The following is a 26,361-nucleotide window of genomic DNA, read 5'->3' on the forward strand; positions in this document are numbered from 1 at the left end:
AAGACACCATATCTTGCTCTTTAACATTTGTTTAAATTTCATAAAAAGAAGACTCTTCCAGCATCAGTTGACTCATTTTTAAAAATGTTCAGAAAAATATCTTGATTTATCAAAAAACATCATGTATGATAGCTTTAATTCAAGATAATTATACAGGCAATGACGAGAGAAAGTACAATCATCAATTTTTCCACAGAGAGCTTCGGCAGCTGAAAAGAAGCAAAAATAATGATTCGAAAAATGGTCTCTGAGCCTCGTGCTGAACATATCTATGATATTAGTAGGTGACGACGAGAGTTGGTACTCGTTATCAAAACCACAGTATATGAGCCAGATTGGAGCTTTGTACTTGTAGAGGCTGTTTAGCGCGAGCAAACAGTAAATAAAGGTGGTACCACGAGACAAATACCTCGTCCTTATGATTCAAAGATAAGGATGGGGTATTTTTTATTGTCCACTTTTTTCATACAATTGTTCAAATGTTCCACGTGAAACACCACATCCATTTTTTCAAATGAAAGGGAGATTGACATGAGTGAACATGCATTGGTTTTACAATCAGATTTCGGCATTGATGATGGAGCTGTCAGTGCAATGTACGGAGTGGCAAATACGGTCAGCAGCGGCATCCGCATTTTTGATTTAACACACAATATTCCGCAGTATGACATTTGGGAGGCTTCTTATCGCCTGCTTCAAACCGTCACATACTGGCCGGAAGAGACGGTATTCGTTTCCGTCGTTGACCCTGGCGTTGGATCAGAGAGAAAAAGTCTTGTCGTCAAAACGACAAGTTCACACTATATCATTACCCCAGATAACGGGACACTCACGCACGTCGCGCAGGATATTGGCATTGTGGAAGCCCGTTACTTAGATGAAACCATTAACCGGCTGCCAAAGTCGGGAAAATCACATACATTCCATGGGAGAGATATTTACGCTTATACAGGGGCGAGAATTGCATCAGGTGTGATTTCTTTTGAAGAGGTTGGGCCAAAGGCGAATATTGATGATATTATCCATCTTCCAGTCGTACAGGCTTATGCGGAAGAAGATGTGATCACAGGGACGATTGATATTTTAGATGTGAGATTCGGAAACCTATGGACAAACATTCATCACACGCTATTTGAACAGCTTTCAATTAATTATGGGGATGCAATAGAAGTTACCATTGCCAACGGGCCGAAAAATGTGTATAAAAATATCATGACCTATGGACGATCTTTTGCCGACTTAAAAGTAGGCGAACCACTCGTATATGTCAATTCACTCGACCATTTAGGCGTGGCGATCAATCAAGGGTCATTTGCAAAGGCTTATAACATCGGTACAGGCACAGGCTGGCGCCTTTCGATTCGCAAAGCTCCGCGCATTATATACGAATAAGAGGAGGATACATCATGGCAGGAAAACAACTTTCAACGAAAACTGTCGTTGCCATTGGAATTGGCGCAGCCGTCTTTGTGATTTTAGGACGCTTCGTCTCCATTCCAACTGGAATTCCGAATACACAAATTGAAACCTCATACGCATTCCTTGCATTAATGGCCGTGCTCTTTGGTCCTGTTGCAGGCGCACTGATTGGTTTTATTGGTCATCTCATTAAAGATGCGACCACATTTGGCCCTTGGTGGAGCTGGATTATTGTTTCGGGTGTGGTTGGTTTATTGATCGGCTTTATTTCTAACCGTTTAAAAATAGAAGAGGGAGACTTCGGCTGGAAGAAAATCACGCTCTTTAACGCCGTACAAGCAGGCGCACAGGCATTAGGCTGGTTTATCATTGCCCCAGTACTCGACATTGTGATCTATGCAGAACCTGCGAACAAAGTATTTGTTCAAGGCATCGTGGCCGGAATCTCAAACATCATCACAGTTGGTGTACTAGGGACCATCATCATTGCGGCTTATGCGAAAACGAGAAGCAAAAGCGGCAGTCTATCGAAAGAAACATCATGAAGCAAGGTGGAACACATAAATGAAGAAACCGATGATTCAATTCGAACATTTCGGATTCCAGTATCGCAGTCAGGCAGAACCAACATTAAAGGATATCAACCTGACCATCTATGAAGGCGAAAAAGTCCTCATCGCAGGCCCGTCTGGATCGGGAAAAAGCACACTAGCCCATTGCATCAATGGGCTAGTTCCTGCGTCTTATAAAGGTTCTATGGAAGGAAGTCTTCACATCGGCGGGAAAAATGCTGAAAAAGAAAACATTTTCTCCCTCTCACAGCTTGTCGGAACGGTGCTTCAGGACCCTGATGGACAATTCATCGGGCTGACCGTTGGAGAAGATATCGCGTTCACGCTTGAAAATGATCAAGTCACACGCGAAGAAATGAACACACGTGTCGAGGAAGCTGCCAGATTAACAGAGGTAGACGGCAAGCTGGCATCGTCCGTGCATGAGCTGTCAGGCGGGCAAAAACAACGTGTCGCCATTGCGGGCGTACTTGTCAACGATGTCGACATTTTACTGTTTGATGAACCACTTGCAAGCCTTGACCCCGCAACAGGTAAAGAAGTCATCGACCTCATTGACCGGCTGCAAAAACAAACGAAAAAAACCATTGTGATGGTTGAGCACCGATTAGAGGACGTCCTTTTCCGTCATGTGGACCGCATTATCGTTGTCAATGAAGGAAAGATTGCAGCGGATATGACCCCAGATGAATTGCTTGCCTCAAATGTTTTAGAAGAGGCGTATTTGCGTGAGCCTTTATATGTGAAAGCGATGAAATATGCAGGTATTCCGGTTGAAGCAGGAGATCAGATCGCTAATTTACAGCATCTCACCTTAAATGACGAGGCAAAAGAGAAAATCGAGCAATGGATGGAAGCATCTGAGCCGTCAGTTGAGCAGAATGCAGCGCCGGATTTACTAGAAGTGCGCGAGCTGAGCTTTGACTATCCAACAAGACCAAATACGCTGAGCAACATCTCTTTTACCGTCAAAAAAGGAGAAATGATCAGCATCGCAGGAGCCAATGGTGCAGGCAAGACGACATTGTCCAAGGTGCTCTGTGCATTTGAAAAGCCAACGAAAGGGACAATTCTTTTAAATGGTGATGACATCACAGGAGATACGATTAAACAGCGCTCCGAACGAATCGGCGTCGTCATGCAAAACCCAAATCAAATGATTTCAAAACAAATGATCTTTGATGAAGTCGCACTTGGTCTCGTTTTAAGAGGCGTAAAGGAAGACGACATCAAGGAACGGGTGGAGCGGGTCTTGAAAGTGTGCGGACTGTATCCATTTCGGAACTGGCCGGTCTCAGCCCTCAGCTTTGGACAGAAAAAACGCGTCACCATCGCGTCTATTCTTGTTTTAGAGCCAGAAATACTCATCCTAGACGAACCAACCGCAGGACAGGACTTTAAACATTACACAGAGATGATGACGTTTTTAGAGCAATTAAATCAGCAGGGTGTCACGATTTTCATGATCACCCATGATATGCACTTGATGCTCGAATACACGACAAGAACCATTGTCATTTCAGATGGAGAAAAAATCGCAGATGATACACCTGCCAAAGTGCTGACAGATCAGCTGCTTGTCCAAAAGGCGAGCTTAAAGGAAACGTCGCTGTATGAACTGGCGCTGAAAGCAGATTGGCCGAATCCAAATGAACTCGTAGATCGCTTCATTGAGGTTGACAGAAAGGAACGAATGACATGGCTGTAGACATGCTGTCTTATATCGACCGCCCGTCGCCGATTCACCGGCTGACAGGTGCAACCAAACTCATTTGCTTTATCCTCTGGTCATCCGCAGCGATGCTCACGTATGATACAGGCGTTCTAGTCTTTATGTTAGCCGCCAGTATCGTATTCTTTCAGATGTCGAACGTGCGATTTCGTGATATCTCCTTCGTGGTGATCGTCCTGGCGATTTTCCTAGTGATCAACAACATCGCCATTTACATCTTTGCGCCCCAGCAAGGTGTCGCCATCTACGGAGCAAAGCACGAGCTGTTTCATATTGCCGGCTGGTACAATGTCACACTTGAACAGCTTTTCTATCAATTGAACATTACGCTAAAATATGTGACCGTGATGCCAGCAGCGCTTTTATTTATTGTGACAACAAATCCAAGTGAATTCGCCTCATCTCTCAGCCGAATCGGCGTCAGCTATAGGATTTCCTATGCTGTAGCGATTGCCCTGCGCTATATTCCGGACATTCAGCGGGATTTTCGCACGATCGCCATTTCTCAGCAAGCAAGAGGCATTGATTTATCGAAGAATGAAAAATTGGGGAAACGAATCAAAAATGCGTTGTCGATTGTGATGCCGCTGATTTTCTCCAGCTTGGAGCGGATTGAAACGATCAGCAATGCAATGGAGCTGCGTGGTTTTGGGAAACATAAAAAGCGAACATGGTTTACGGCAAAAGACTTTCAAAAAGCAGATTATGTGGCGTTAATATTTGTTGGTGTGGTACTGATTGTTTCGTTAGTGATTACATTTGTTAGAGGAACGAGATTTTATAATCCGTTTTTATAGAAAGAAGCCTTCACAGGAGTGGAGGCTTTTTTTGTTTGGTTTGTGGATAAAAGGTGTGAGAAATGGTAAAAGACTATTAACATGTGAATAAATCGGTTATATTGAACAATGAGCGAAACACTTGTGAATAACCAGAGAACCTATTGGAGGAATCAGAAACTTATGAACAAAACATTTTATGCGTGTGCAGAACACATAGAAACCGTATTAGACATGTACATAGATGATCACGAAACGCCACCGGAATTCAGAAAAATCGAACATACACACAGTTTATCCACAACCTGTGAATTGTGCGATGAACCTGCAATATATATAGTGGGGAACGAATGATCGGACACAAAATACACAAATTTTATCCACAATTGTTGATAACTTATATGAATAACTTGTTCTTAAGGTGGGGATGACCTGTGAATATATCAATTATCACAGTAGGAAAATTAAAAGAGAAATATTTAAAGCAAGGCATAGCCGAATACACAAAACGATTACAAGCTTACGCAAAAATCGAGATCATTGAGCTCGCGGACGAAAAAGCACCCGAGAATCTCAGCGATCAAGACATGAAAATCATCAAAGACAAAGAAGGCGAACGCATCCTAAGCAAAATCAACCCAGACGCCCACGTCATCGCCCTCGCCATCGAAGGAAAAATGAAAACTTCCGAAGAATTAGCCGATACAATAGATAAGCTGGCAACATACGGAAAAAGCAAAGTATGTTTCATCATAGGCGGATCCCTTGGCTTAAGCGACGCCGTCATGCAGCGCGCGAATGAGAAACTGTCGTTTTCGAAAATGACGTTCCCGCATCAGTTGATGAGGCTGGTGTTGGTGGAGCAGATTTATCGGGCGTTTCGGATTGTGCGGGGGGAGCCGTATCATAAGTGAGTGTAGTTTTTAATGAATCATCAATTACAGTAGTTTTATTGTACTTGGTGGTTTGTTTTTGTTACTCAGTATTAATATTTTGTGGCTATATTAGATGTGGGCATAACAAATAGTAAAGAAAAGATTTAAAATAAGAAAGGAAAATGGATTTATCCATTTTCCTTATGTGTTTTACATAGATGACTGCTGAAATTATTTATATATAATAAGCGAACTTATTTGGATTATTTTTTCTTTCTAAAGAGAAGAAGTAAAATAAATATGGGAACTAATAATAGTAGAGTTTTTTTGTTAGTGCTTTTTTTAGAGCGTATAGATGGTAGTTGCTCTTCTTTTTCAAAATTTGGAACTTCTATTACATCGGATTTTTTGAAATCTAAATTCTCTATTTCCTTTTCTCTTTTCCTTGTTATTTGTTTTAATGTATTATTGTTGAATTTTTCATATACAACATTAAAAATTATTCCAAAAAACACCAACTGTAATATGAAACTAATTAACATCTCAATCAATACAATATATCGTATGTTTCCTTTTGGTATAACATCGCCATATGAGCCACCAAAAAACGTTGTTGCACTAAAATATAGATAATCATCGATAAAATTAAATGAATCTAATTGGTTATTTACATAAATATAATCTCCTGTTAATATTACAGAATCAGAAATAATATGACTGTAAGCAAATGTTTGTTCTAACGTGTGTATAGAACGTGGTTTATCAAACACACTATATACATTTGAAAAATAAAAAATAACTATTATAATAGCACCTATTATCAGTAAAAGAAGTTTTTTTATAGTTAAATTCTCTTTAAATTTGAATATATATTTAATTAGATAATAAAAAATAAATATATATAAACTGAAAATAAGAAGTAGATAAAATTTAGCTATTAATTCATGTTGGAATGAAATAATAATGGAAGGACAAGGAAAGCTCATTAACGAAAATAGCCCGTAAAACAGCCCCTTCCAGTTAGGTAAGGACGATAATTTTTTAAAAGCAAATAATAATATTATCGTATTAATAAAAATTATAATGGATATTACTATATAGATGCTATTAGACATGCTCAATTCCGATTTACCCGAACTTACAGTTTTAAAATTAATACTCCAAATTCCTACCTGATTTTCTTCTGCATTTTTCTGCTCTAATAAAAATTTCATTTTATAATCGATATCAATGTTTTCGTCTACCAGTGCAAAACCTTTCGAAATTATTAGCTGGTTAACACTATATTCGTCTTTATCAGAAAAAAATATTAAATACTTATCTTTTTGAACTTCTTTGATATATATATATTTATTTAGAAGCAGTTTTTTTATTTCTTCAATGGCAAGTTCTTCGTTATATGTATTACCTTCTAGAGTATAGTGTTCTAAATCACCTACAGAATTATAATTAATTTCAAATGGAAGCATATCATTTTTCTCTTTAAAGGTTTTATATTCTTTATAAATACTATCTGAAATACCATATAATTTTATTTTACTTTGATTATTTATTTCTATTGTACTTACATCGATTACTTTTGTAATCTTTATATTTTCTTCTGCAGACACAGGATGTGAGAATAAAAATGCAATTAAGAAAATAAAAAAAGTTGTTACATATTTCATTAAATACGCCCTCTTAATTTATTTTTTATTTACAAGATAATTAATTACGCATATATTAATTATTTTGTCATACTTCAAGAAAAATATATAGTAGAGTTAATCGGGAAAATACTAGATTCAAAAATCGCACTTCAAACAGTTACGTTGAGCCTTATCATAAGTGAGTCGTTTTGAAAAATAGTAATTTTATATTATGAAGGCTAATTAAAGATAGCGCATCTTCTTATAAGATTGCTACCTCGGAGTAATTGTTATTTCATTATTGTGTTTTGAAAAGCAACAATTCTATTTTCTAAATGCGGAAGCATAAACATCATTTAGCATCGTAATTACAAGGTTAAAGAGACTTAACAATCCTAAAAAAAGTATGTTAATGAAAATAACTTTAATTATTTCTACATATTCTTTTTTTAGAGGTAGATTAATATATGGACCAAAAAGTGAAAGTAATCCCGTAATTAAAAATAGTAATGCTGTAAATACAAAAGGTCCCAAAAAATCAATTAATGCTTGTCCTTGCACAGCTTTGCTGTTTTTTTTATGTTTTGCTAATCTTTTCAGTTCCTCTTCGCTGAAGGCATTTTTCCCTGCAACAAATAAAGCCAATGTCAATGTTAATCCTGTTGATGATACTGAAAAGTAAGTTCCTATTTGAAATGAGGAAAAATCCATAAAATCAAAAAATGTAGCGCCTGTTAGTGATATTAATACAAATAGAATCCATATTGCATATAGATAGTTGGGCATTAAATTGCTTTTTGATTTCCAAATTATTTTTAAAGGATTATTATAAAAATTTTCTTTCATAGGTCACCTCTCCTTTCTTATGAGGTTTCATCAATCCTTGTTAGTGTTTTGATTCTTTTAAATATATTTCTCCCTTTAGATATTACGGACTTCAGATATCCTTGTCTCGCCTCATTCTCCAATAATTGTTGAATGGGGGGATTATTTAAAGGTTTACCATCAGCACCTAGGAGCTTAGTCTCAACTTCTTTTGCTTCCGCTTCTTGTAAAATATTATGTCTATCTAGAGGTGGATTACCATTAGGATAAACAATAACATAACTTATTTCACTGTACTCGCCTTCTAAGGAAATAGAATCATAAATAGGATTTATGTTAATTTTTCCTAAGTGCTTGTTTGCTGAGCTGTTGCTATTTACTAGTTTAACTAAGTCATTTATGTAGTTTAATGCTGCTATTTCAGAAGAGCTTTCTACGAGTATATGTTCAGTTCTTGGATTATAAAAAGATCTTAGATTCAATGTATTAATTACATTATCCTCTTTATAATTTTCTAAATAAAACTTTATTTTATAAAATTTCCTTAGGTGTGTAATGCCTGTTCCGACCTTACTGTTCGTTTCTATATTTTCAAATTGATCTATTTTTTCATCTTCAATTACTTCGTACGCTTTTATTATACCAGGATATTTATTTTCCAAAGTTCTTCTAGCACTCATACATATTTCATTTAGATTTAAAAAATCTTGGGAATAATGAATCTCATGCTTTTCTTTATAATGTGATAGTATTTTGTTATATAGTTTGAATAATTTGATAGTATTAATTTCTAAATCTTCAAATGAATTTTGGAAATCCTGTTCATCATTTTTTTCTGGAATCAATTCAAATAAATTTTTATTCTCCTTGATCTGTAAAACACTTTCGAACCCGAGCGGTATAACTCTAGAAAGTAAGTATTCAATTTCATTGTTATCTTTATATTTCAATAAAATATTTGGTTGAATATTCAATTTGAAAACAAAATAGCTCACAGAGACTGCCCCTTTCTTAATAACTCAATTAGGAGAATAAATGAATTAGATTCATTGTCGAACTAAACCGTATAAATTAATCAAATTATTGCTTCTATATTAAGATGTAGATGAAAAATAAAATATTTAGACAGATAAAACACACAAAATCGATAAAATAAAAAAATATCAAAAAAGTTAATATAAGGTATTATATTAATATATATACAATACCATAAAATTACTTAAATTTGAAGGGTTAATATTATACATAGAAATGAGAAAAGGTATTGTATAAAATACTTTGTAATAGCTCGAGTATTTCCTGATTTTTAAGGAAAATTCTAAAGAGGTATAGTATCTTTCTTTATAGAAAACGTCTCTGTTGAGTAGGATATCTAAAAAATTCTATTATTAATTTGAAGGTTTTTTTGATAGAATTTCATCTAGTTATTTAAAGGAAAGCCCCAAAAATTCTGACTTGAGTCGAAAATAAACTATTGTAAGCTTCTAAGTCAATAATTTAAAAAAACCATATTATTCCGATATATGATGTATAAGGACAATAGAGGGGTGGAGTATGAATGGCAATCACATTACCAGAAAGTATTAAAAGTACTGCTACTGCAGGAGAACGAATTTTATTTCGAACATTAAAGGAATATCTACCCGAGGATTATATTGTTCATTTTGAGCCTAATATCAATGGATTTAGACCAGACTTTGTGATAATTGGTCCTGATTTAGGAGTATTAGTTTTGGAAGTAAAAGATTACACTAAAAATACAATAAGAGAGCTAAACGACAATACCTGGGGCATTTTAAATTCTTCTGGTGATTTACATAGAGTCAAGAGTCCTCTAGTTCAATCAAGAGAGTATGCTTTTAAAATAAAAGAAGTGCTTGAAAAAGACATTGATTTAATCAATACAGAAGGGAAATATCAGTTTAAATTAAAGTTTCCTTATGGTTATGGTGTCGTCTTCACTCGACTTCATGAAGAACAACTTTTTAAAAATAAAGTATATGAGGTTATTGATCCACATTTTATTTTATCCCGTGATCAAATTGATCCGGATAATGATCATTTTGATCCTGAGATTTTAATAGAAAAATTGTTTGATATGTTTCATGTGCCTTTCAAGTTAAATACACCACTATCATCTGACGAATTAGAAAGGATTCGTTATCATCTATACAAAGAAATACGTGTTGGGGCAGATGTTGAACCAGTCCCATATCAAGCCAAACTGTTATTATCTTTTCGAAACATCAAAACGATGGATCTGCATCAAGAAAACTTGGCTAAACAGATTGGTGATAAACATCGGCTAATTAGAGGAGTCGCAGGAAGTGGTAAAACCTTAATCTTAGCGACCCGAGCAAAAATGTTAGCAGAACAACATCCAGAATGGAAAATATTGATACTCTGTTACAATGCAGCTTTGAAACAAAATATTAAACAAATGGTTCATTCTAAATTCACCGAATCAAGCGAGGTTTTAACATCAGAGCCTAAACAAACACCGAATTTAAAAAATATACAAATTCTAAATTTTCACCAATGGATTAAGAAAGACCATGGAATTACTGATATTGAAATCGAAACGTATATTGAAAAGATAGAAAATGACGCTTCAACTGTTACAAAGTATGATGCCATTTTAATAGATGAAGGACAAGATTTTAAAGGGAGCTGGCTGCATCTCATCAACTTATGCTTAGATCAAGAGACACAATCTTTGCTTTTAGTAGAAGATAGAGCACAAAATATCTATCGGAAAAATAGAAGCTATGTGAAAGATACGGGGCTTGATTTTAGAGGTAGATCTAGAATCTTAAATATAAATTATCGTAATACGTCACAAATTGTGACTTTTGCATGGAAATTTTACGATAGCCATAGAGCTTTAGATCATAAATTAAAACAAGAACAGACAGAGACAATCGAAATCATCCCTCCAAAAAAGACGAAACGTCAAGGGCCGGAAGTAGAGATTTTAGGATGTAGTACATTTAAAGAAGAAATAGAGGAGGTTATTAAACAAATATTGAATCAACACTTCGAGAAGAATGTACCTTACTCTGAAATGGCCATTTTGTACCGTATTCAGGGAAAGAGCAGCCAATATATATCAGCAATTCAAGATGCATTTAAGGAAAGGAATATTCCTTACAATTGGATAACTGAAAATAGAGCAACAAAACATAATTTTAATCCAAAGGAAGAGACGGTAAAAATCTGCTCTCTTGATAGTAGTAAAGGTCTCGACTTCCACACAGTATTTATTGTTAAGGCTGATTTAATGCCATATAAGTTTGAAAAGAACCAAGACAAAGAAGTACCGTTAATGTATATAGGAATGACTCGTGCTAAAGAGTATCTATCAATATCTTATTCAGGCGTCTCTTCGTTTACTCAGTATTTTGAAGATGTAGAGGGTAAAGAGCCGATATTAGACTATAAATAAAATTCTAAGCTTATAAGAGATTTTTGTTTATTGAACTGGTGTGTCTAGGGTTTTTAAATATGAAGAAATCCAATTAAAGATATTAGTGCGAATCTTAGCTAAGAGGAGATGAATTTATTCATCTCCTCTAGCACATCCCATAAGTTCCTATTGTTTCTCTTTTACCAGCTTGATGGTAAGAAAGAAAAGAATGAATAAGATAAAATAATTCATTGGATTTTTAAATATGCTCATCTCTAGTGAAATCTGTAATAGAATCCAGAGAAAAAAAATGATTAGTATAGATGGAATGATGATTTTATACACCATGATCACCTTCCCTTTAGGATAAAAAGAGAGTACCCTTTTTGCACTTCATTAAAAACAAGATGCAGCAGCTCCTGTCATTGCTCCACCAACAGTACCTGTGATCGCACCAACTGCACCAGCGCCTACAGTTCCGATACCAGGTATCGTGACAGTTCCTACAGCAGCACCAGCAAGACCAAGTGTTCCACCTCCGGTTACTGCCCCACCACTAGTACCTAGAATACATTTTCCAACAGATTGAGTACTGATTTTCCCGCTTGTTTTTTCACTCACAACTTTAATTAAAATCCCATTTTTAATTTTTTCATAATGCAAAGTAACAGGTTGATTGTTTTTATCGGTCGATGTTTTAGGAAGAACTTGTTTTTCATTCGTTATTTGATCTTTCAATATCGCATTTCCTTTAGAATCGATATGAACTTCAGCATGATCGAACGTCATCTTTAATTCACTATCATTAAGGTTCTCCACTTTATACGTGGCTTGTGACTTTGTGGCATTTGCATCTTTAGGTGAAATTGGTAAAGCCACGGCGTTCATCAGAAATAGAGAGGCTGCCAATTTGATTAGGGTGCTTTTTAATTTATTATTCATCACTTATCATCCTTCTTTGGATGCCATACTAACATAGCTATACACGCTGTTAAATGATGAAAAGATAAAATCAGTAAATAATAATGTTTTAAATGAAATGTAATAATGACTTTTTTCTTATTTTTTATAAGTTTATTATTTAAAGATTTTCTCTATTAAATATCGTAGTATTGATTCAAGCTGCACTTAGATCAGATGCTGGAACAGCAAGTGGCCACAAGAGAATTGATTGAACATATTTCCGTGAAGACGAAGGATAAAGAAGATCGAAAGTTAGCTAAACACTTATTAAAGAAATAAGATTCGATTTACCATCGCACAACTCTCAATAGGGATAAAATCTAAAATATTAGAAAGCAGGCACACCATGCACACAATCAAAAAAATAGGCCAAACCTTCTCCTACATCCCACCAATATCTCGAACCGACCGTCCCATCCTAGGCATGGTCGTAGGCAATAACAAAACCTTAATGATCGATGCCGGTAATTCAGAAGATCATGCGAACTATTTCATCCAAAAAACCTTAGAACACAAGAGCGCCACGCCTGATATGGTTGTCCTCACGCATTGGCATTGGGATCATATTTTTGGTCTGCCTGCGCTGCCTGATTCGATTTCGATTGCTTCTGCAAAAACCAGAAAGGAAATGGAGAAGTTTGTTCCGTTTTCGTGGTCAGATGAGGCGATTGATGAGCGGGTGAGGGAAGGAACGGAGATTGAGTTTTGTGCGAAGGTGATAAAAGAAGAATAAAGAATCATCGAGATATTCAGGTGGTTTTACCGGATGTGACGTTTGACCAGCGGATAGAGATTGATCTTGGCGAGGTTACTTGTGTCGTGCAACATGTTGGAGGCGATCATGCTGCTGATTCAGTGATCGTGTATGTGAAAGAAGAAAAAATCCTGTTTCTTGGTGATTGCATTTATCCGAAGATGTATGCCGAAATGGTAAGGTAACTAAACTAAAAAAGTCTCATTTGAGCTATTTCCCTCAAATAAGACTTATTAATTTCTACGGAAAACCTACAACATCCTCTGCATCACGAACTGTGACAGACATATTTTTAGCATTAATCATAATGACACAATCCCATGTCGGCTTTATTTGCAGTTCATCATTCTCATCAATACGGATAATCCCTTTGAATTCAACCGTTTGTTCTAGAAAAACCATTTTCTTTTCTGTATCATCTTTGACTGCTGTTAACTGTTCAGGATAGTGAACTGTCCAATCATAAAAATCGGTTTTCTTCATAGTTCCTCCTTTTATTCACTAATAACATCTAGTGATGCTTTTCGTGTAGGAGTGCCGATTTTCCAAGCTTTTTTTGTTTCCATTATAATCTATATGATTCGCTACATCTTTTGTTATTACCCATTTACCATTTTTGAACGTACCGCTTGTTTTTGGGGCTGGCGTTTTTCCCTGTTTGTCTTTAAACTTTTTTAAATCAACTTTACCCTCTGATTTTTTTAGCTGCAGCATCAGCATTTTTCTTACTGAAATAATAACTAATCTTATTATAGAGTCAAGAACCAGCTGCAATGGTAACTCCACCAATAACAACTGCACCAGAAGAGTGATGGGCAATTTCTAATTTAAATGTAGTTCTAGAGAAATTCCAACATAAAATAATATTTTAAGAACCTTGGTAGAGGTTGGTCTCCACCAAGGTTTTTTAATAACCTCATTTAAAGGCATCACGGTGCCGTACCATAGGAAGAAGGAAAATAGAAGTTGTAAGGGATCTCAAACAATACATGTTGACATATCGTTATTTATCGATATAATGGGGTGTATGGAGCCAATAGAAGTTTTTAAAGCCTTATCCAATGAATCCAGATTGCAAATTTTACAATGGCTAAAGGAACCTGATCGTCATTTTACACCTCATGAAGGGATTGATATGAATACTACAGGGGTATGTGTTAGTCAAATAACAGATAAATTGAAAATGACGCAATCAACAGCATCTCAATACCTTTCAATTTTACTACGAGCTGGATTAATTACGACAGAGCGTATAGGTAAATACACGTATTATAAAAGAGATGAAAATGCCATAAAAAAAATTGTTAAGATTCTAGAAAAAAATATTTAATAAATGAACTGAATTCATACATCAGAATTCAGTTTCATTTATTATATACAAATCGACTTATCGTAATATGTTTTTTTGTCCATACATATTAACAATTCTAGATATGTGAATGTATTATATATAAGGAGTGATCTACATTGTCAAACACTGTAAAGATTTACATTTTAGCTATTGTAAGTTTTTTAGTTGGTACATCAGAGTATATCATCTCTGGTATTTTGGATAATATTTCTGAATCATTAGGGATTACGATAGCTGCAGCTGGCCAGTTAATTACGATTTTTTCTCTTGTGTATGCCATCTTCACCCCAGTATTAATGGCTTTAACATCGGGAATGAATAAACGCAAGTTAATGTTATTTTCACTTAGCGTTTTTATTCTAGGTAATATTCTTGCATTCGTCCTCCCTGGGTATCAATTATTTATTGTGTCAAGAATTATTATGGCTCTTGGAGCGGGGATGGTCGTAGTTACTGCATTAACAATTGCTGAAAAAATTGCACCAAAAGGTAAGCAAGGTACCGCTATTGCTACAGTAGTAATGGGATTTACAGCATCATTGATCATTGGAGTCCCACTGGGCAGAATGACTAGTGATTTCTTCGGTTGGAAAGCTGTATTCGGAGGAATAGCCTTACTTGGATTATTAGCCATGGTGATAATTTCTCTTACGATTCCAAAAATCCAAGGGGATAAACATGTACCTTTAATTCAGCAACTCGCTCTTTTTAAAAAACCAAAAGTAGTGTTGGGATTAGCCATCACCTTTTTCTGGCTCGGTGGTTATTCAATTGCCTATACCTACCTATCCCCTTACCTTTTAAATATATCAGGTGTAAGCAGCAAATTGCTGAGTGGAGTTCTCCTCGTATTCGGGATTGCTAGTCTAGTTGGGTCAAAGTTTGGTGGGTTTAGTACCGATCGATGGGGTGTGAATTTTACTCTGATTAGTGGAATGACATTACATGTCATCATGCTCATATTGCTCTCACTAGTTACGCATTCTTATGTTGGAGTATTGCTTATTTTAATATTATGGTCATTTGCTGCATGGTCATCTGGCCCGACTCAACAATATCACTTAGCTACAATGGAGCCAGAGTCATCAGGTATACTATTAGGTCTCAATCAGTCAATGATGCAATTGGCGATGGCTGCAGGTGCAGCGATTGGAGGTATCTTTGTAGAGAAAGTTTCTCTATCTTCCGTTACTTGGGCAGGTGCTTTAGGCGTTGCAATCGCGATCATTGTAACAATATTGGCTTCACGTGCTACTTCGAGTAATGAAATTCGATATACTTAATCATAAACAGTAGAACGATGGGGAAAAACGTGTTTCAATTTAAATATAATGACAGAAAGTAGGAAGCACCAATGCACTCAATTAAAAAAATAGGTCAGAGATTTTGGTACATCACACCAGTATCACTCACCGACCGCCCCATCCTAGGCATGGTCGAAGGCAATAACAAAACATTAATGATTGATGCTGGTAACTCAGAAGATCATGCCAAATACTTTATCAAAGAAACCTTAAAACACGAGAACGCCAAGCCCGATCTCGTTGTCCTCACGCATTGGCATTGGGATCATATTTTTGGTCTGCCAGCGCTGTCTGATTCGGTTTCGATTGCTTCTGCAAAAACAAGAAAGGAAATGGAAAACCTTGTTCCGTTTTCGTGGTCAGATGAGGCGATTGATGAGCGGGTGAGGGAAGGAACGGAGATTGAGTTCTGCGCCAAGGCCATCAAAGAAGAATATAAGAATCATCGAGATATTCAGGTAGTTTTACCGGATGTCACGTTTGACCGTCGGATAGAGATTGATCTTGGCGGGGTCACTTGTGTCGTGCAGCATGTTGGAGGCGATCATGCGGCAGATTCAGTGATCGTGTATGTGAAAGAAGAGAAAATTCTTTTCCTAGGTGATTGCATTTATCCGAAAATGTATGCCGAAAAAGTTCATTATACGGTGAAAGAAATATTGCGTCTTTTAGATGAGTTAGATGATTTTGATGCCGATACGTATATTCCTTCACACCAAAGACCGTGGACAAAAGAGGAGTACCGTCAGGAAACAGACAAACTTCGGATGATAGCGAAATTCACTGATCAATGTGGTGGAGATCAGCAGGAAATCATGAAAGAATATCAAAATTACGTGAACAGAGAACTGAAAGAAGATGAATTAGAAACCATTGCTTACTTTGTAAATGGGTATTAAATAATAACTAAAAAAAGTCTCATTTGAGTGATTTCCCTCAAACGAGACTTTTTTTGCATCACGTATTGTGACAGACTTATTTTTAGCATTAATAAATAAAAAAATCCCAAGTAGGCTTGAGTGTTTTCTGATACAATTTTTTATCAAGTCTTCCTTTACTAGAGAGGTAACTTACAGATGGACAAAATAACTGACCCATACGACACTTTCAAAACCAAAATATCCAAGTATCCAATCGAACAAAATCATTGGCAAGCCTTCAAAGATGGAACAACGATTAAACAATTAAAAGCGGGTACATGCATGATCAAGGCTGGCGATCAGGTGAAGCATGCTTATTTTTGCATAACGGAGCTCTTCCGTCTCTTCTATTTGTTACCGGATGGAAGGGAGTACAATGTGGCTTTTACGTTGGAAGATGATTTTGCTACTTCTTATGCAAGTATGATCAACGGGCAGCCTTCTCCTTATTCGATTGAAGCGATGGAGAATTCGATCGTGATTGAAATTCCGTATGATCTGCTTCAAATGTTGATGGACAGAAGTCATATGTGGGAGCGGTTTGTGCGGGTTAGTGTGGAAAGGCTGTATACGAGAAAGGAAGAGCGTGAGAGGGAACTGCTATATTTGCCCGCAATTGAGCGATATCAGGCGTTTTTATTGAAATATCCCGGGTTACATCAACGTATCGCTCAATATCATATTGCCTCATATATCGGTATTTCTCCGGTTTCGCTGAGCAGGCTGCTCCATCCTGCTGAACATTAACCTATGTTAATGCACATTTTCTAGATCTGACGTACAATCATCGCATCATAAGAATCGGGGGTATGATGATGAAATATATGATGGTTGTTTTATTAGAGTTCTATCCATCTTGGCTTGCTTTACCACGAGAGGAGCGAAGAACCCATGCGGCATCGCTGCAAGAGTTGATGCAGAAATATGAGGAACATGTGACGGTGCGCTTTTTTGATGCTGAAGCTCTTTCAGGTAAGGATTACACAGATTTTGTTATGTGTGAAACTGATGACCTGAAGTTCTATCATTTTATGTGGGAAGAGATTAGAGATTCTATTCCGTACACAAGTGGTTATGTCAAAATTAAAGAGGTTATCATGGGAATGGAAGATGCTTTTCAAACATATGAACAAGAATCTCTGAAAATGGATCAGTAATCGAAAACCACCTGATAGCAGGTGGTTTTTTGTACATTCTATTTTTTGGTATAATCAGGGGTAAGGGAAGAACGGATAAATTTTTGAACTGAATCGGAGGTACATATGAAACAGCTTTATATGAAGCAGAAAGTATTTAGTCTGAGCGGCAGATTTACGGTAAAAGATCAGCAGGAGAACGATGTGTATGTGGTCGAGGGCAGTTTTATGAAGATGCCGAAGACGTTTACCATTTTGAATACAGAACAAGATGAAATCGCTGTGATTACGAAGAAAATGTTTACCTTTTTACCGAAGTTTTTAGTAGAAGTTGATGGTCAAGAGGTATTGACGATTAAAAAAGAGTTTACGTTTTTTAAAGCAAAATATTCAATTGATGCTGCTGGGATCGAAGTGCAAGGTAACTGGTGGGATATGAATTTCCAGGTGCTCCAGAACGGCGAAGTGATTGGTCAGGTGAAGAAGGAATGGTTTACTTGGGGTGACAGCTATAAGGTTGATATTTTGAAAGAAGAAATGGAGCCTGTGATGATTGCGCTCGTTGTTGCGATTGATTGTGTGAAAGCTGATGAAGCAGCATCTAGGTCTTCGTCGTCGGCAACGACGAATTAGACTCTTAAAGTATAATGAAATGAAGAAGAGTGGTAGGACTTTACTCTTCTTCATTAATAAGTAGAACGAATCATATTTCCTTACTTTTCAATGGGATATTTCTCTCCATTTTTTATTAATTTTTCTTCAATTATTTCTTTCACATTTAGATGAAGATCTGAGCAAAGCATTAGTGAATATATTAAGATATCGGCTATTTCCTCTCGGATGTTTTCTTCGTTCGCCTCAAGAGCTTCTTCATTACTTTTCCATTGGAAGTCTTCAAGCAGTTCAGCTGCTTCTATCGAAATTGAGATGGCCAAGTCTTTTGGGTTATGGTATTGTCTCCAGTTTCGATCATCTCTAAATTGGTTAATTGAATGTATTACATCTTTGATCTCAGTCATATTTGCCTCCCCCTTTTATCTCTTGTAATTTCCTTCTCAATTTTTCATCTGTTGCATAAATATACAGCCCGTGAATGCCTCGCTTCATCAGAACGTTAATCGAGTTTAGTATAATCTTTTCTTTTGCCTGTTTGATTTCCTCTGGAGACATGTCACTTCTTGATGTGAATGCACCTGTATCTTTATAATTTGACGTGTCAATTAGAAGTTCATCCTTTTTTTCATCATAGCTAATAGAAGGGCCGAGTATGACGCCAACATAATTTAAATCAAATCCTTGAACCGTATAGATTGAGCCCACTTCTCTAACTGAATCTGCATGTTCAGCCCATGTCCATTTATCACTTGTGAAATTCCATGGCATATTGATACCGTCTTCATCTACGATATAGGCAGCTCCATCTTTTTTATGTAAAAAGTCAAAGGTAGATACAATGCGGGATAGGCCTACCTCATCATCCTTCTGTTGAATGGCAGTTTTAAACTTGCTCGGCTCCTCAAAAATTTTGAGTTCGAAAGAATCCTGTTTTTTAGGCAGAGGTAACAATCGTTTTGAGACAAATTGATCAATCCAGTTTAACGTATCTGAATCAGCATACATACGCATCTGTTCTGTGAGTTTCACAGTTCTGGCTTGATATCTATTAGTAATTTCCTCGAGTAATTTTTCATTCCAGTAGCTTTTAATTTTGAGTACCTGCTTTGGATCAAAAATGACAATGGTTATTTTACTTCGTTTGATAATTTCCTCTAGTTGGTTTTGGTAATGGAAGTTATTGTACTTATCATCTTTTGTTAATAAAAGGTGGGCTTCATCAATTAACACGATGTCAGCCATTTCACCTGACTTTGTCATCTGATTAATAAACGAGGTTGGTCTCATAATTTGTTTCTTTTTCAGATTTGGCAGACTCTTTGCGATGTTTTGATATGTTTTAAGCATTTCCGCATGATTCACAAGTAAATAGTTGTTCTTTTTGTTTAAGACAGAGTCCATATCATTTGATAAATCTTGAATCGTATTAAAAAGGGAACTCAGTAAAACACTCTTCCCAGTTCCTGCATCACCTTCTATCGAAATCACATGGTGACCTGACTGTTTGATATGTTCATTACAAAAAGATAAGATTTCATGCTTAATTTCTACTTGTTGAGGTGATAATTCTTTATAGGGAGAAAGTTTATAAATATCTCTATTTTTTAAGGTTTCAATTGAATTAGTAACGATCTTTTCTTTTTGAAGTTGCTCCCATATATCTTTGAAAACAGTTTCATTGTAAAAATCTTTTTGATAATAATGGTGCATTTCCCTCGATCGTGTCTGACTAACATTTTTTAATTGGAAACGATTTTCTGCAATAAAGTAGTTTATGAGATTTGTCTCAATATTGTAAGAGGCGGATTGATGGAATCGTTCATGTCCAATCAGAATTGTTTTAGTTAATTTGTTCTTTTTTGGGTCTTTCAAATGATCCTTCAAACGTCTGCTAGCTTGGACTGACTGACCGATATAAGCAGAGGGTTTCTTCTTTTCATCATAAAGAATGTAGACAATAGGTTGATTATGGAATACGGTTGTTCGTAAAGAAAGAATTCGATCTGTAATAAAATCGCGTTTTTCAATAAAAAGTTCACTCATATAGCTAGCCCCTGTAGTCTTTTTGACTATTATCGTATCATAAATTTAGCAAAATATCTCAGTGATTATAGGTGGATATTGAATCCCTCGACAAATTAGACATGTTGAGTTATTTTTCATAGAGAGATAGGTTTCTTTGATTTACTGGTAATGGCGGGAAGTTACTAAACCCAAATGAACTTTATAACTAGCAGTATATTTTTCGATTTATCATATGAACATACGAGGTGAGCACACTGATCACATTCCAATACAAAGTATTTCTAACAGTCGTCGAGTGCGGCAGTTTTACAAAAGCCGGGGAGAAGCTTGGGCTGACGCAGTCTGGGGTGAGTCATAATATTGCGAAGCTTGAGTCGGAATTAGGGATTGTGCTGCTTCGGCGGAATCGAAATGGGCTTTCGTTAACGGACGCAGGTGAGCGGGTGATGCCGCATATCCGGCAAATCATGCATCATGCGGCATTGCTTGAGCAGGAAGCGGCGCTCATTCAAGGGATGGAAGTGGGGAGTATCAAGATTGGGACATTTCCTAGTTTTTCTTCAAATGTCCTTCCACGCCTTATTCATCGTTTTACGCAAAGCTATCCGCATATCAAGCTGGAGTTATGTGAAGGCGGTTATGAGGAGATTGAGGAATGGATTGCTTCAGGCACGGTTGATGTTGGTTTTTTAACGCAGTCATCGAGAGAATTTGAGACCGTTCCACTTTTTCAGGATGAGTTGGTGGTGCTCATACAAGAGAATCATCGCTTTCATACGAAGAAAGTGATTGAAGTTGACTCGTTACATGATGAAGCCTTTATCATGCCGAAAGCGGGCTGTGACATACTCGTCAAGAAGCTGTTAAAAGAAAGAGGCGGCGTGAAGCCTCATGTTTTGTTTGAAATTGAAGACAACAATACGCTCATTTCTATGGTTCAAGAAGGGCTTGGGGTCACGATCATTCCAAAATTAGTTTTGCCGCCGCACATACCTCATACGAAAGTCATTCCACTGGAGACGAGCGTCTTTCGTGAGGTCAATCTGGCGCTCAAATCATTCAAAGCAGCTTCCCCATCGGCCAAGAGGTGGATCGAAACGGTCAAAAATCATTTTAAATAGAATCAGCTTGAACAGGAAGTCCCAATTCAAGCTGATGTTTTATAAAGTCAACACGCCGCGGATCGTGATGACAGCTGCGCCTGCCACTTTGATCACCAGTTTTGATTCATTCGGAATGACTGTGATACGAAGCATGCCAGGTCTGCCGATGGCATCCCCTTGGGCAATGTTCAGGCGAGTGATTTCTTGCTGAGAAATGATACCCTCCAAATAAAGATATCCAGCCAATGCCCCGTTTGCTGCCCCCGTCACAGGATCTTCCGGTATACCAATCCCAGGTGCAAAATCCCTCGTATAAAGATCGCATTCTTTTGAGGGGTGAAACGTATAAAGGTGGGTTGTCGAGATGCCATGCTCTTTATTCATTTTAGCTAAAGCCGCTAAGTTCGGTGCCGCTTGATCAATGTCCTGTTGGTGCTTCATTGGAACAAGAAGATGCCAGTTACCGGTGTTTGCTAATTTGATAGGATAGGAGGAATCAATGCGGTCACTGCTCACACCAAGCATGTCACTAAGCTCTTCTAAATCGATGACAAAATCTTGCGTCTTCGGTGTTACCTGCGTCATTTCCACCTCAACGACCTTACCGTTTTCTTCATTCCATACAACAGGCACATTGCCGATCTTTGTTTCTAACACGACCCCTGATCGCTCTTTAGCCAGCCCTAGCTCCGTCGCCAGAAGCCAAGTCAATCCAACAGTCGCATGCCCGCAAAAATTGACCTCTTCCGTTGGCGTGAAGTATTTGACGCGATAATCGGCTTCCTTATCATGGGCAGGCAGCAAGAAGACAGATTCCGGTAAATTCAACTCCTTGGCGATGCTCTGCATGTCATCCTCTGTTAAAAACTCACCATCCAACACCACCCCAGCAGCATTTCCTCCAAATTTCTCAGTTGTAAACGCATCGACGTGGTACACTCTAATGTCTCTCATCTGACGAACCCTCCTATACATTTTTGTTATGTTTATCATAAGTTTGTTTTATGCATTCGTAAAATGAATCTTTTTTATGTTTTAAATCGGAAGTGTTCATGTAAGAGAGGGAGTTGTCGCAGAATAATAGTCTAAGTAAAGTATAATGAAAGAAAAAATGAAGCGAGGGATGTGACATAACTACAGGTGGATATATCAATATCGGACTCGTTTTTTATGAGACCATTCATATACCAAATACTTTTCGTCAATTGATTGATTATCTAGCTCAAAAAGACATGTCTATTACGAAAGTAAAGTCTAGTCAGGACCCTGACGGAGAAACATGGATTGAACACAGTATTAAAGAGAACATTATCAAAGAAAATGACTTTTCAGGTTATTATATAGAATTTGAATTGTCGGGGTCGAAGCTAAATGATATGACCATTAACATACAAAAAGAAGCAGGTTTCGTAGGGTTCGTTCTCAGTTTAAATTGGACAGAGGTTGTTTCTCATGATGTCATTCTTCAGCAGGAGATCGTACGCTGTCTTGTAGATCTTTATCATACGATTACGTTTGAATATGCGTTCATTGGACATGAAATTGAAGTCGAGATTCATCCAAATGAGTTTGAAAAGTGCCTGCTAGAACAGCATGCTTTTCCAATTGCTCTAATTGGTAAAGGAGATCACATAGACATTTATTATGGTGATGTGGCGATTGATGGCCTTTCTTCTCAAGAAAGAAGGATAGAATGTTTAAAGGTTAAAAGCTAATAGTAAAAAAGCCTCCTGATACTCACAGGGGGCTTTTTCCATCCATCATCCATAATAATTATTCGCTTGAATAAAAAATTGGGATTGCATGTAGTTATATGTGATTTTCGAAAAGTCGAAGGGCTGGCCGTTGGTGAGATGAAAGACCGTCTCGACGCGGAGAGCGGGATCGTCTTGTTTGAGGCCGAGGTGCTTTGCTTCGGTTTCGTTTAGTTTGCCTACTTGTAAGTACATATCGGAAAAACCGACTTTGAGTCCAAGACCTTCACTGACGAATTTAAAAACAGAGTCGGCGGCAATTTCTGTGTTGAGATAAGGAATGATCGTTTTTCGGTAATAGGATTCTTCTAAACATAAGGTTTGTCCGTTGATGTAACGAATTCGTTTTAGATAAAAAACATCCTCTTCTTGTTCAATGTTCAAATTAAGTGCAGCTTCTTCGGACGGCTTGATGGTGTCTAGCATTAAAACCTCTGATGTCAGTTGAAATTCCTCTAAATCTTTTTTAAACCCTTGGTTGGATAAAAGGCTGATGTAGCCCTTGCGCCGGTGTCTTCGAACAAAGATGCCGCTGCCCCTCACTTGATAGATAATTCCTTTTTTTTCGAGTAATTCTAACGATTTGATAATGGTACTTTTGCTCACAGCAAATTGGCTCATGAGTGTTTCGAGTACAGGGAGCTTATCCCCTTGCTGCAGCTCATGGGTGACAATATATTTTTCAATATCGCTCGCAATTTGTTGATACTTTAACATGGCCATTCCTCTTTGTTTTCACGATTTATTGTTCTTGTATTATAGCACATACCAAATTTCCTTTGATATGCCAATTGAAATTATATATGTATTGATAAATTGTACCGGTATAATTATAATGTACATATATTAGCAGAAAATGTCCCAACTTTAGCAGGCCATATTGATTGGTGTCGCAATTACGCTGATTTTACCAGTTGTGCTCATTCAAATGTTTGGTTATGGGGAAGATACAGTGGAACAGACAGCCGGTGCAACGTCTGATAAAGATCGAGTTGGAGAAAAATGAATGCTTCAATGAACAATGAAGAAACCATTCCTGCACCGCTTGCAGGGAAAGTGCTCCCGTTATCTGAAGTGCCGGATGCTGTATTTAGCTCTGGGGCGATGGGCAAAGGATTTGCGATTGAACCGACAGACAATAAGCTGTATGCACCGTTTGACGGCAGTGTCGTCATGCTTGCGCCGACAAAGCATGCGATTGGACTGCGTTCAGAATTCGGTGTGGAGTTACTTGTTCATGTAGGAATTTTTACGGTTTCCCTAGATGGCTCAGCATTTACTCTTCATATCAAAGAAGGCAGCAAGGTGAAGAAGGGTGACTTGTTGATGACATTTGATCAAGAAGCCATTGAACGCAAAGGATTAAAAACAATCACACCCGTCATCATCACCAATACACAAGCGTACGAAGATGTGATTGTAGAAGAACAATCGACATGTCAGCCAACAGACGTCAAGATCACAATTGTGAAATAGGAGGAATGAATAATGACTTTACCAAAAGATTTTCTATGGGGCGGCGCATTAGCTGCACATCAATTCGAAGGTGGATGGAACGAAGCAGGAAAAGGCCCAAGTGTTGTAGATGTGATGACAGCAGGTGCTCACGGAGTACCGAGACAAATAACTGAGACGATAGAAGAAGGAACATTTTATCCGAATCATGAAGCGATCGATTTCTATCATCGTTATAAGGAAGATATCGCGTTGTTTGCCGAAATGGGTTTGAAATGCTTACGTACATCGATCGGCTGGAGCCGGATTTTCCCTAAGGGAGATGAAGAAGAACCGAATGAAGCAGGCTTACAATTCTATGATGATGTATTTGATGAACTGCTCAAGCATGGCATCGAGCCTGTGATTACGCTGTCTCACTTTGAGATGCCGCTCCATTTAGCAAGAGAGTACGGCGGGTTCCGCAGCCGAAAAGTCGCTGAGTATTTCGCGAAATTCGCAGAAGTGTGTTTCAATCGATACAAAGACAAGGTCACATACTGGATGACATTTAATGAAATCAATAACAAAATGGATGTCAACAACCCACTGTTCCTTTGGACAAATTCAGGGGTATCAGTCAAAGAAGGCGAAAATGCCAAAGAAGTCATGTATCAAGCAGGACATCATGAATTACTTGCAAGTGCATGGGCAGTAGCCAAAGGAAAAGAAATCAATCCTGCTTTCCAAATTGGAGCGATGGTATCTCACGTACCAATCTATCCATATTCCTCAAATCCAGAGGATGTCATGCTTGCAGAGGAATATATGAGGCAGCGCTATTTCTTCCCAGATGTACAGGTTCGCGGCTACTATCCGAGCTATGCGCTAAAAGAATTCGAACGCGAAGGCTATCACATTCCATTTGAAGAAGGCGATGAAGAAAGCTTAAGAAAAGGGAAAGTGGATTATCTAGGCTTTAGCTACTACATGTCGACAACGGTTAAAAGTGATACTGTGTCTGATCACAACGGAGACATTGTCAACGGAGCCCTGCCGCATGGTGTAGATAACCCTTATATCAAATCAAGTGACTGGGGCTGGTCCATTGACCCGACAGGCTTAAGGTATACATTGAATCGTTTTTACGATCGCTATCAAATCCCGCTATTCATCGTAGAGAATGGATTTGGTGCAATAGATCAAGTGGAAGAAGACGGTTCTATTCACGATCCAGAAAGAATTCAATATCTCGCTTCTCATATCGAAGCACTGAAAAAAGCCATTGAATACGACGGTGTGGACCTTATTGGCTACACACCTTGGGGCATCATTGATATCGTGTCATTCACAACAGGTGAAATGAAAAAACGCTACGGCATGATCTACGTTGACCGCGACAACGAAGGAAACGGCTCGATGAAGCGCCTTAAAAAAGATTCGTTTACTTGGTATCAAAACGTCATCGCAACGAACGGTGAAGAAGTGTAATAAAGAAAAATAGAAGCCCGGATGAGCGTGGTATATGCTTGTTCGGGTTTTTCATTGTTTATGTTTTAATAGAGCCTGAATACAAAAAAGAATAAAGGAGCATTTATTTATAAAAAAGCATATAAAAGAACATGGGGTTGGGCGTTTTGACTCAGATTATCAAATAGCACAAGCCTGGGATAGATTACAAAAAGGTACTTATAAAAAGAATGATATTGACTTGTTAAATCACGAACTTTTTGAATCAAAGTTTGAAGGGATATTCAAGACAGATTACA

General features: G+C 37.5%; 27 protein-coding genes, 2 pseudogenes and 1 other annotated feature. Of the genes and pseudogenes, 18 read left to right on the top strand and 11 right to left on the bottom strand.

All coding sequences use genetic code 11. The features are described 5' to 3' along the window. Nucleotides 1-150 precede the first annotated feature (150 nt). Nucleotides 151-421: a binding site (T-box leader), on the top strand. A 110-nt stretch (nucleotides 422-531) separates the two neighbouring features. From NSS92_RS14700 to rlmH, 6 genes are all read left to right on the top strand, one after another. Beyond that, on the top strand, nucleotides 532-1,392 hold the full coding sequence (locus tag NSS92_RS14700) for an SAM hydrolase/SAM-dependent halogenase family protein (protein ID WP_120208939.1): 861 nt from the start codon (nucleotides 532-534) through the stop codon (nucleotides 1,390-1,392). Between the two features lie 14 nt (nucleotides 1,393-1,406). Further along, complete coding sequence (locus tag NSS92_RS14705) at nucleotides 1,407-1,964, top strand: ECF-type riboflavin transporter substrate-binding protein (protein ID WP_267587047.1); 558 nt, start codon at nucleotides 1,407-1,409, stop codon at nucleotides 1,962-1,964. 19 nt (nucleotides 1,965-1,983) lie between these two features. Next, nucleotides 1,984-3,699 carry an ABC transporter ATP-binding protein gene (locus NSS92_RS14710; protein WP_340868833.1) on the top strand — a complete coding sequence of 572 codons (1,716 nt, stop codon included), beginning with the start codon at nucleotides 1,984-1,986 and terminating at the stop codon, nucleotides 3,697-3,699. Continuing rightward, nucleotides 3,690-4,520: an energy-coupling factor transporter transmembrane component T family protein gene (locus tag NSS92_RS14715; protein ID WP_034621942.1), complete on the top strand. Its 831-nt coding sequence runs from the start codon at nucleotides 3,690-3,692 to the stop codon at nucleotides 4,518-4,520. The genes NSS92_RS14710 and NSS92_RS14715 overlap by 10 nt, the downstream gene beginning before the upstream one ends. Before the next feature lie 162 nt (nucleotides 4,521-4,682). Then, complete coding sequence (locus tag NSS92_RS14720; RefSeq protein WP_065215011.1) at nucleotides 4,683-4,853, top strand: CxxH/CxxC protein; 171 nt, start codon at nucleotides 4,683-4,685, stop codon at nucleotides 4,851-4,853. Nucleotides 4,854-4,933: 80 nt separating this feature from the next. Beyond that, the gene (gene rlmH / locus NSS92_RS14725; RefSeq protein ID WP_340868838.1) at nucleotides 4,934-5,413 is read left to right on the top strand and encodes a 23S rRNA (pseudouridine(1915)-N(3))-methyltransferase RlmH; all 480 of its coding nucleotides are present in this window, start codon (nucleotides 4,934-4,936) and stop codon (nucleotides 5,411-5,413) included. Nucleotides 5,414-5,637: 224 nt separating this feature from the next. On the opposite strand, the gene NSS92_RS14730 is transcribed toward rlmH, so the two are convergent. The 3 genes from NSS92_RS14730 to NSS92_RS14740 all read right to left on the bottom strand — a co-directional run bounded on the left by NSS92_RS14730 (nucleotide 5,638) and on the right by NSS92_RS14740 (nucleotide 8,822). Then, a complete protein-coding gene (locus NSS92_RS14730; RefSeq protein ID WP_340868840.1) occupies nucleotides 5,638-7,041 on the bottom strand; it encodes an ion channel in 1,404 nt (467 codons plus the stop codon). Nucleotides 7,042-7,326: 285 nt separating this feature from the next. Then, nucleotides 7,327-7,848 (bottom strand): hypothetical protein, encoded by a 522-nt coding sequence (locus NSS92_RS14735; protein ID WP_340868842.1) that lies wholly within the window; start codon nucleotides 7,846-7,848, stop codon nucleotides 7,327-7,329. A gap of 17 nt (nucleotides 7,849-7,865) precedes the next feature. Beyond that, nucleotides 7,866-8,822, bottom strand: a complete 957-nt coding sequence (locus NSS92_RS14740) for a hypothetical protein (RefSeq protein ID WP_340868844.1) — start codon at nucleotides 8,820-8,822, stop codon at nucleotides 7,866-7,868. 563 nt (nucleotides 8,823-9,385) lie between these two features. Between NSS92_RS14740 and NSS92_RS14745 the strand changes: the two genes are divergently transcribed. Beyond that, entirely contained in the window at nucleotides 9,386-11,272 is a 1,887-nt protein-coding gene (locus tag NSS92_RS14745) for a 3'-5' exonuclease (RefSeq protein WP_340868846.1), read from the top strand. A 147-nt stretch (nucleotides 11,273-11,419) separates the two neighbouring features. On the opposite strand, the gene NSS92_RS14750 is transcribed toward NSS92_RS14745, so the two are convergent. Both NSS92_RS14750 and NSS92_RS14755 read right to left on the bottom strand, forming a co-directional pair. Further along, nucleotides 11,420-11,578, bottom strand: coding sequence for a hypothetical protein (locus NSS92_RS14750; RefSeq protein WP_025093698.1), 159 nt, complete (start codon nucleotides 11,576-11,578; stop codon nucleotides 11,420-11,422). A 51-nt stretch (nucleotides 11,579-11,629) separates the two neighbouring features. Next, nucleotides 11,630-12,175 (bottom strand): Pathogenicity island protein, encoded by a 546-nt coding sequence (locus NSS92_RS14755; RefSeq protein WP_340868848.1) that lies wholly within the window; start codon nucleotides 12,173-12,175, stop codon nucleotides 11,630-11,632. A 367-nt stretch (nucleotides 12,176-12,542) separates the two neighbouring features. Here NSS92_RS14755 and NSS92_RS14760 point away from each other — a divergent pair. Next, nucleotides 12,543-13,120: pseudogene (locus NSS92_RS14760) on the top strand (MBL fold metallo-hydrolase); the annotation flags it as partial. A 70-nt stretch (nucleotides 13,121-13,190) separates the two neighbouring features. Here NSS92_RS14760 and NSS92_RS14765 read toward each other — a convergent pair. Both NSS92_RS14765 and NSS92_RS14770 read right to left on the bottom strand, forming a co-directional pair. Beyond that, nucleotides 13,191-13,433, bottom strand: coding sequence for a hypothetical protein (locus NSS92_RS14765; protein WP_267587039.1), 243 nt, complete (start codon nucleotides 13,431-13,433; stop codon nucleotides 13,191-13,193). Nucleotides 13,434-13,451: 18 nt separating this feature from the next. Beyond that, on the bottom strand, nucleotides 13,452-13,724 hold the full coding sequence (locus NSS92_RS14770) for a hypothetical protein (protein ID WP_267587038.1): 273 nt from the start codon (nucleotides 13,722-13,724) through the stop codon (nucleotides 13,452-13,454). Between the two features lie 253 nt (nucleotides 13,725-13,977). Between NSS92_RS14770 and NSS92_RS14775 the strand changes: the two genes are divergently transcribed. From NSS92_RS14775 to NSS92_RS14800, 6 genes are all read left to right on the top strand, one after another. Next, complete coding sequence (locus NSS92_RS14775; protein WP_061410124.1) at nucleotides 13,978-14,280, top strand: ArsR/SmtB family transcription factor; 303 nt, start codon at nucleotides 13,978-13,980, stop codon at nucleotides 14,278-14,280. A gap of 137 nt (nucleotides 14,281-14,417) precedes the next feature. Further along, nucleotides 14,418-15,584: an MFS transporter gene (locus NSS92_RS14780; RefSeq protein ID WP_340868852.1), complete on the top strand. Its 1,167-nt coding sequence runs from the start codon at nucleotides 14,418-14,420 to the stop codon at nucleotides 15,582-15,584. Nucleotides 15,585-15,655: 71 nt separating this feature from the next. Then, the gene (locus NSS92_RS14785; RefSeq protein ID WP_340868855.1) at nucleotides 15,656-16,504 is read left to right on the top strand and encodes an MBL fold metallo-hydrolase; all 849 of its coding nucleotides are present in this window, start codon (nucleotides 15,656-15,658) and stop codon (nucleotides 16,502-16,504) included. 177 nt (nucleotides 16,505-16,681) lie between these two features. Next, complete coding sequence (locus tag NSS92_RS14790) at nucleotides 16,682-17,272, top strand: Crp/Fnr family transcriptional regulator (RefSeq protein ID WP_340868857.1); 591 nt, start codon at nucleotides 16,682-16,684, stop codon at nucleotides 17,270-17,272. Nucleotides 17,273-17,340: 68 nt separating this feature from the next. After that, a complete protein-coding gene (locus tag NSS92_RS14795; protein WP_340868859.1) occupies nucleotides 17,341-17,682 on the top strand; it encodes a darcynin family protein in 342 nt (113 codons plus the stop codon). 105 nt (nucleotides 17,683-17,787) lie between these two features. After that, complete coding sequence (locus tag NSS92_RS14800) at nucleotides 17,788-18,294, top strand: LURP-one-related/scramblase family protein (protein ID WP_056766708.1); 507 nt, start codon at nucleotides 17,788-17,790, stop codon at nucleotides 18,292-18,294. Nucleotides 18,295-18,374: 80 nt separating this feature from the next. Here the strand turns inward: NSS92_RS14800 and NSS92_RS14805 are convergent, their stop codons facing one another. Both NSS92_RS14805 and NSS92_RS14810 read right to left on the bottom strand, forming a co-directional pair. Beyond that, entirely contained in the window at nucleotides 18,375-18,680 is a 306-nt protein-coding gene (locus NSS92_RS14805; protein WP_284907562.1) for a nucleotide pyrophosphohydrolase, read from the bottom strand. Further along, the gene (locus NSS92_RS14810; RefSeq protein ID WP_340868865.1) at nucleotides 18,673-20,319 is read right to left on the bottom strand and encodes a DUF2075 domain-containing protein; all 1,647 of its coding nucleotides are present in this window, start codon (nucleotides 20,317-20,319) and stop codon (nucleotides 18,673-18,675) included. Before NSS92_RS14810 ends, NSS92_RS14805 begins: the two co-directional genes overlap by 8 nt. A 227-nt stretch (nucleotides 20,320-20,546) precedes the next feature. Here NSS92_RS14810 and NSS92_RS14815 point away from each other — a divergent pair, with 227 nt between their 5' ends. Continuing rightward, on the top strand, nucleotides 20,547-21,422 hold the full coding sequence (locus NSS92_RS14815; protein WP_340868866.1) for a LysR family transcriptional regulator: 876 nt from the start codon (nucleotides 20,547-20,549) through the stop codon (nucleotides 21,420-21,422). A gap of 39 nt (nucleotides 21,423-21,461) precedes the next feature. On the opposite strand, the gene NSS92_RS14820 is transcribed toward NSS92_RS14815, so the two are convergent. Beyond that, the gene (locus NSS92_RS14820; RefSeq protein WP_340868868.1) at nucleotides 21,462-22,358 is read right to left on the bottom strand and encodes a PhzF family phenazine biosynthesis protein; all 897 of its coding nucleotides are present in this window, start codon (nucleotides 22,356-22,358) and stop codon (nucleotides 21,462-21,464) included. Between the two features lie 230 nt (nucleotides 22,359-22,588). Between NSS92_RS14820 and NSS92_RS14825 the strand changes: the two genes are divergently transcribed. Beyond that, nucleotides 22,589-23,119: an Imm64 family immunity protein gene (locus NSS92_RS14825; RefSeq protein WP_340870038.1), complete on the top strand. Its 531-nt coding sequence runs from the start codon at nucleotides 22,589-22,591 to the stop codon at nucleotides 23,117-23,119. A 45-nt stretch (nucleotides 23,120-23,164) separates the two neighbouring features. On the opposite strand, the gene NSS92_RS14830 is transcribed toward NSS92_RS14825, so the two are convergent. Then, nucleotides 23,165-23,875: a GntR family transcriptional regulator gene (locus NSS92_RS14830; protein ID WP_340868871.1), complete on the bottom strand. Its 711-nt coding sequence runs from the start codon at nucleotides 23,873-23,875 to the stop codon at nucleotides 23,165-23,167. 160 nt (nucleotides 23,876-24,035) lie between these two features. Here NSS92_RS14830 and NSS92_RS14835 point away from each other — a divergent pair. Together NSS92_RS14835 and bglA are read left to right on the top strand one after the other, a co-directional pair. Beyond that, a pseudogene (locus NSS92_RS14835) lies at nucleotides 24,036-24,634 on the top strand (PTS sugar transporter subunit IIA); the annotation flags it as partial. Between the two features lie 9 nt (nucleotides 24,635-24,643). After that, on the top strand, nucleotides 24,644-26,083 hold the full coding sequence (bglA, locus tag NSS92_RS14840) for a 6-phospho-beta-glucosidase BglA (protein WP_340870042.1): 1,440 nt from the start codon (nucleotides 24,644-24,646) through the stop codon (nucleotides 26,081-26,083). The last annotated feature ends 278 nt before the right edge of the window (nucleotides 26,084-26,361 follow it).

This window comes from Bacillus sp. FSL M8-0166, from assembly GCF_038008825.1.
In the GTDB taxonomy this organism is placed as follows: Bacteria; Bacillota; Bacilli; order Bacillales; family Bacillaceae; genus Bacillus; species Bacillus safensis.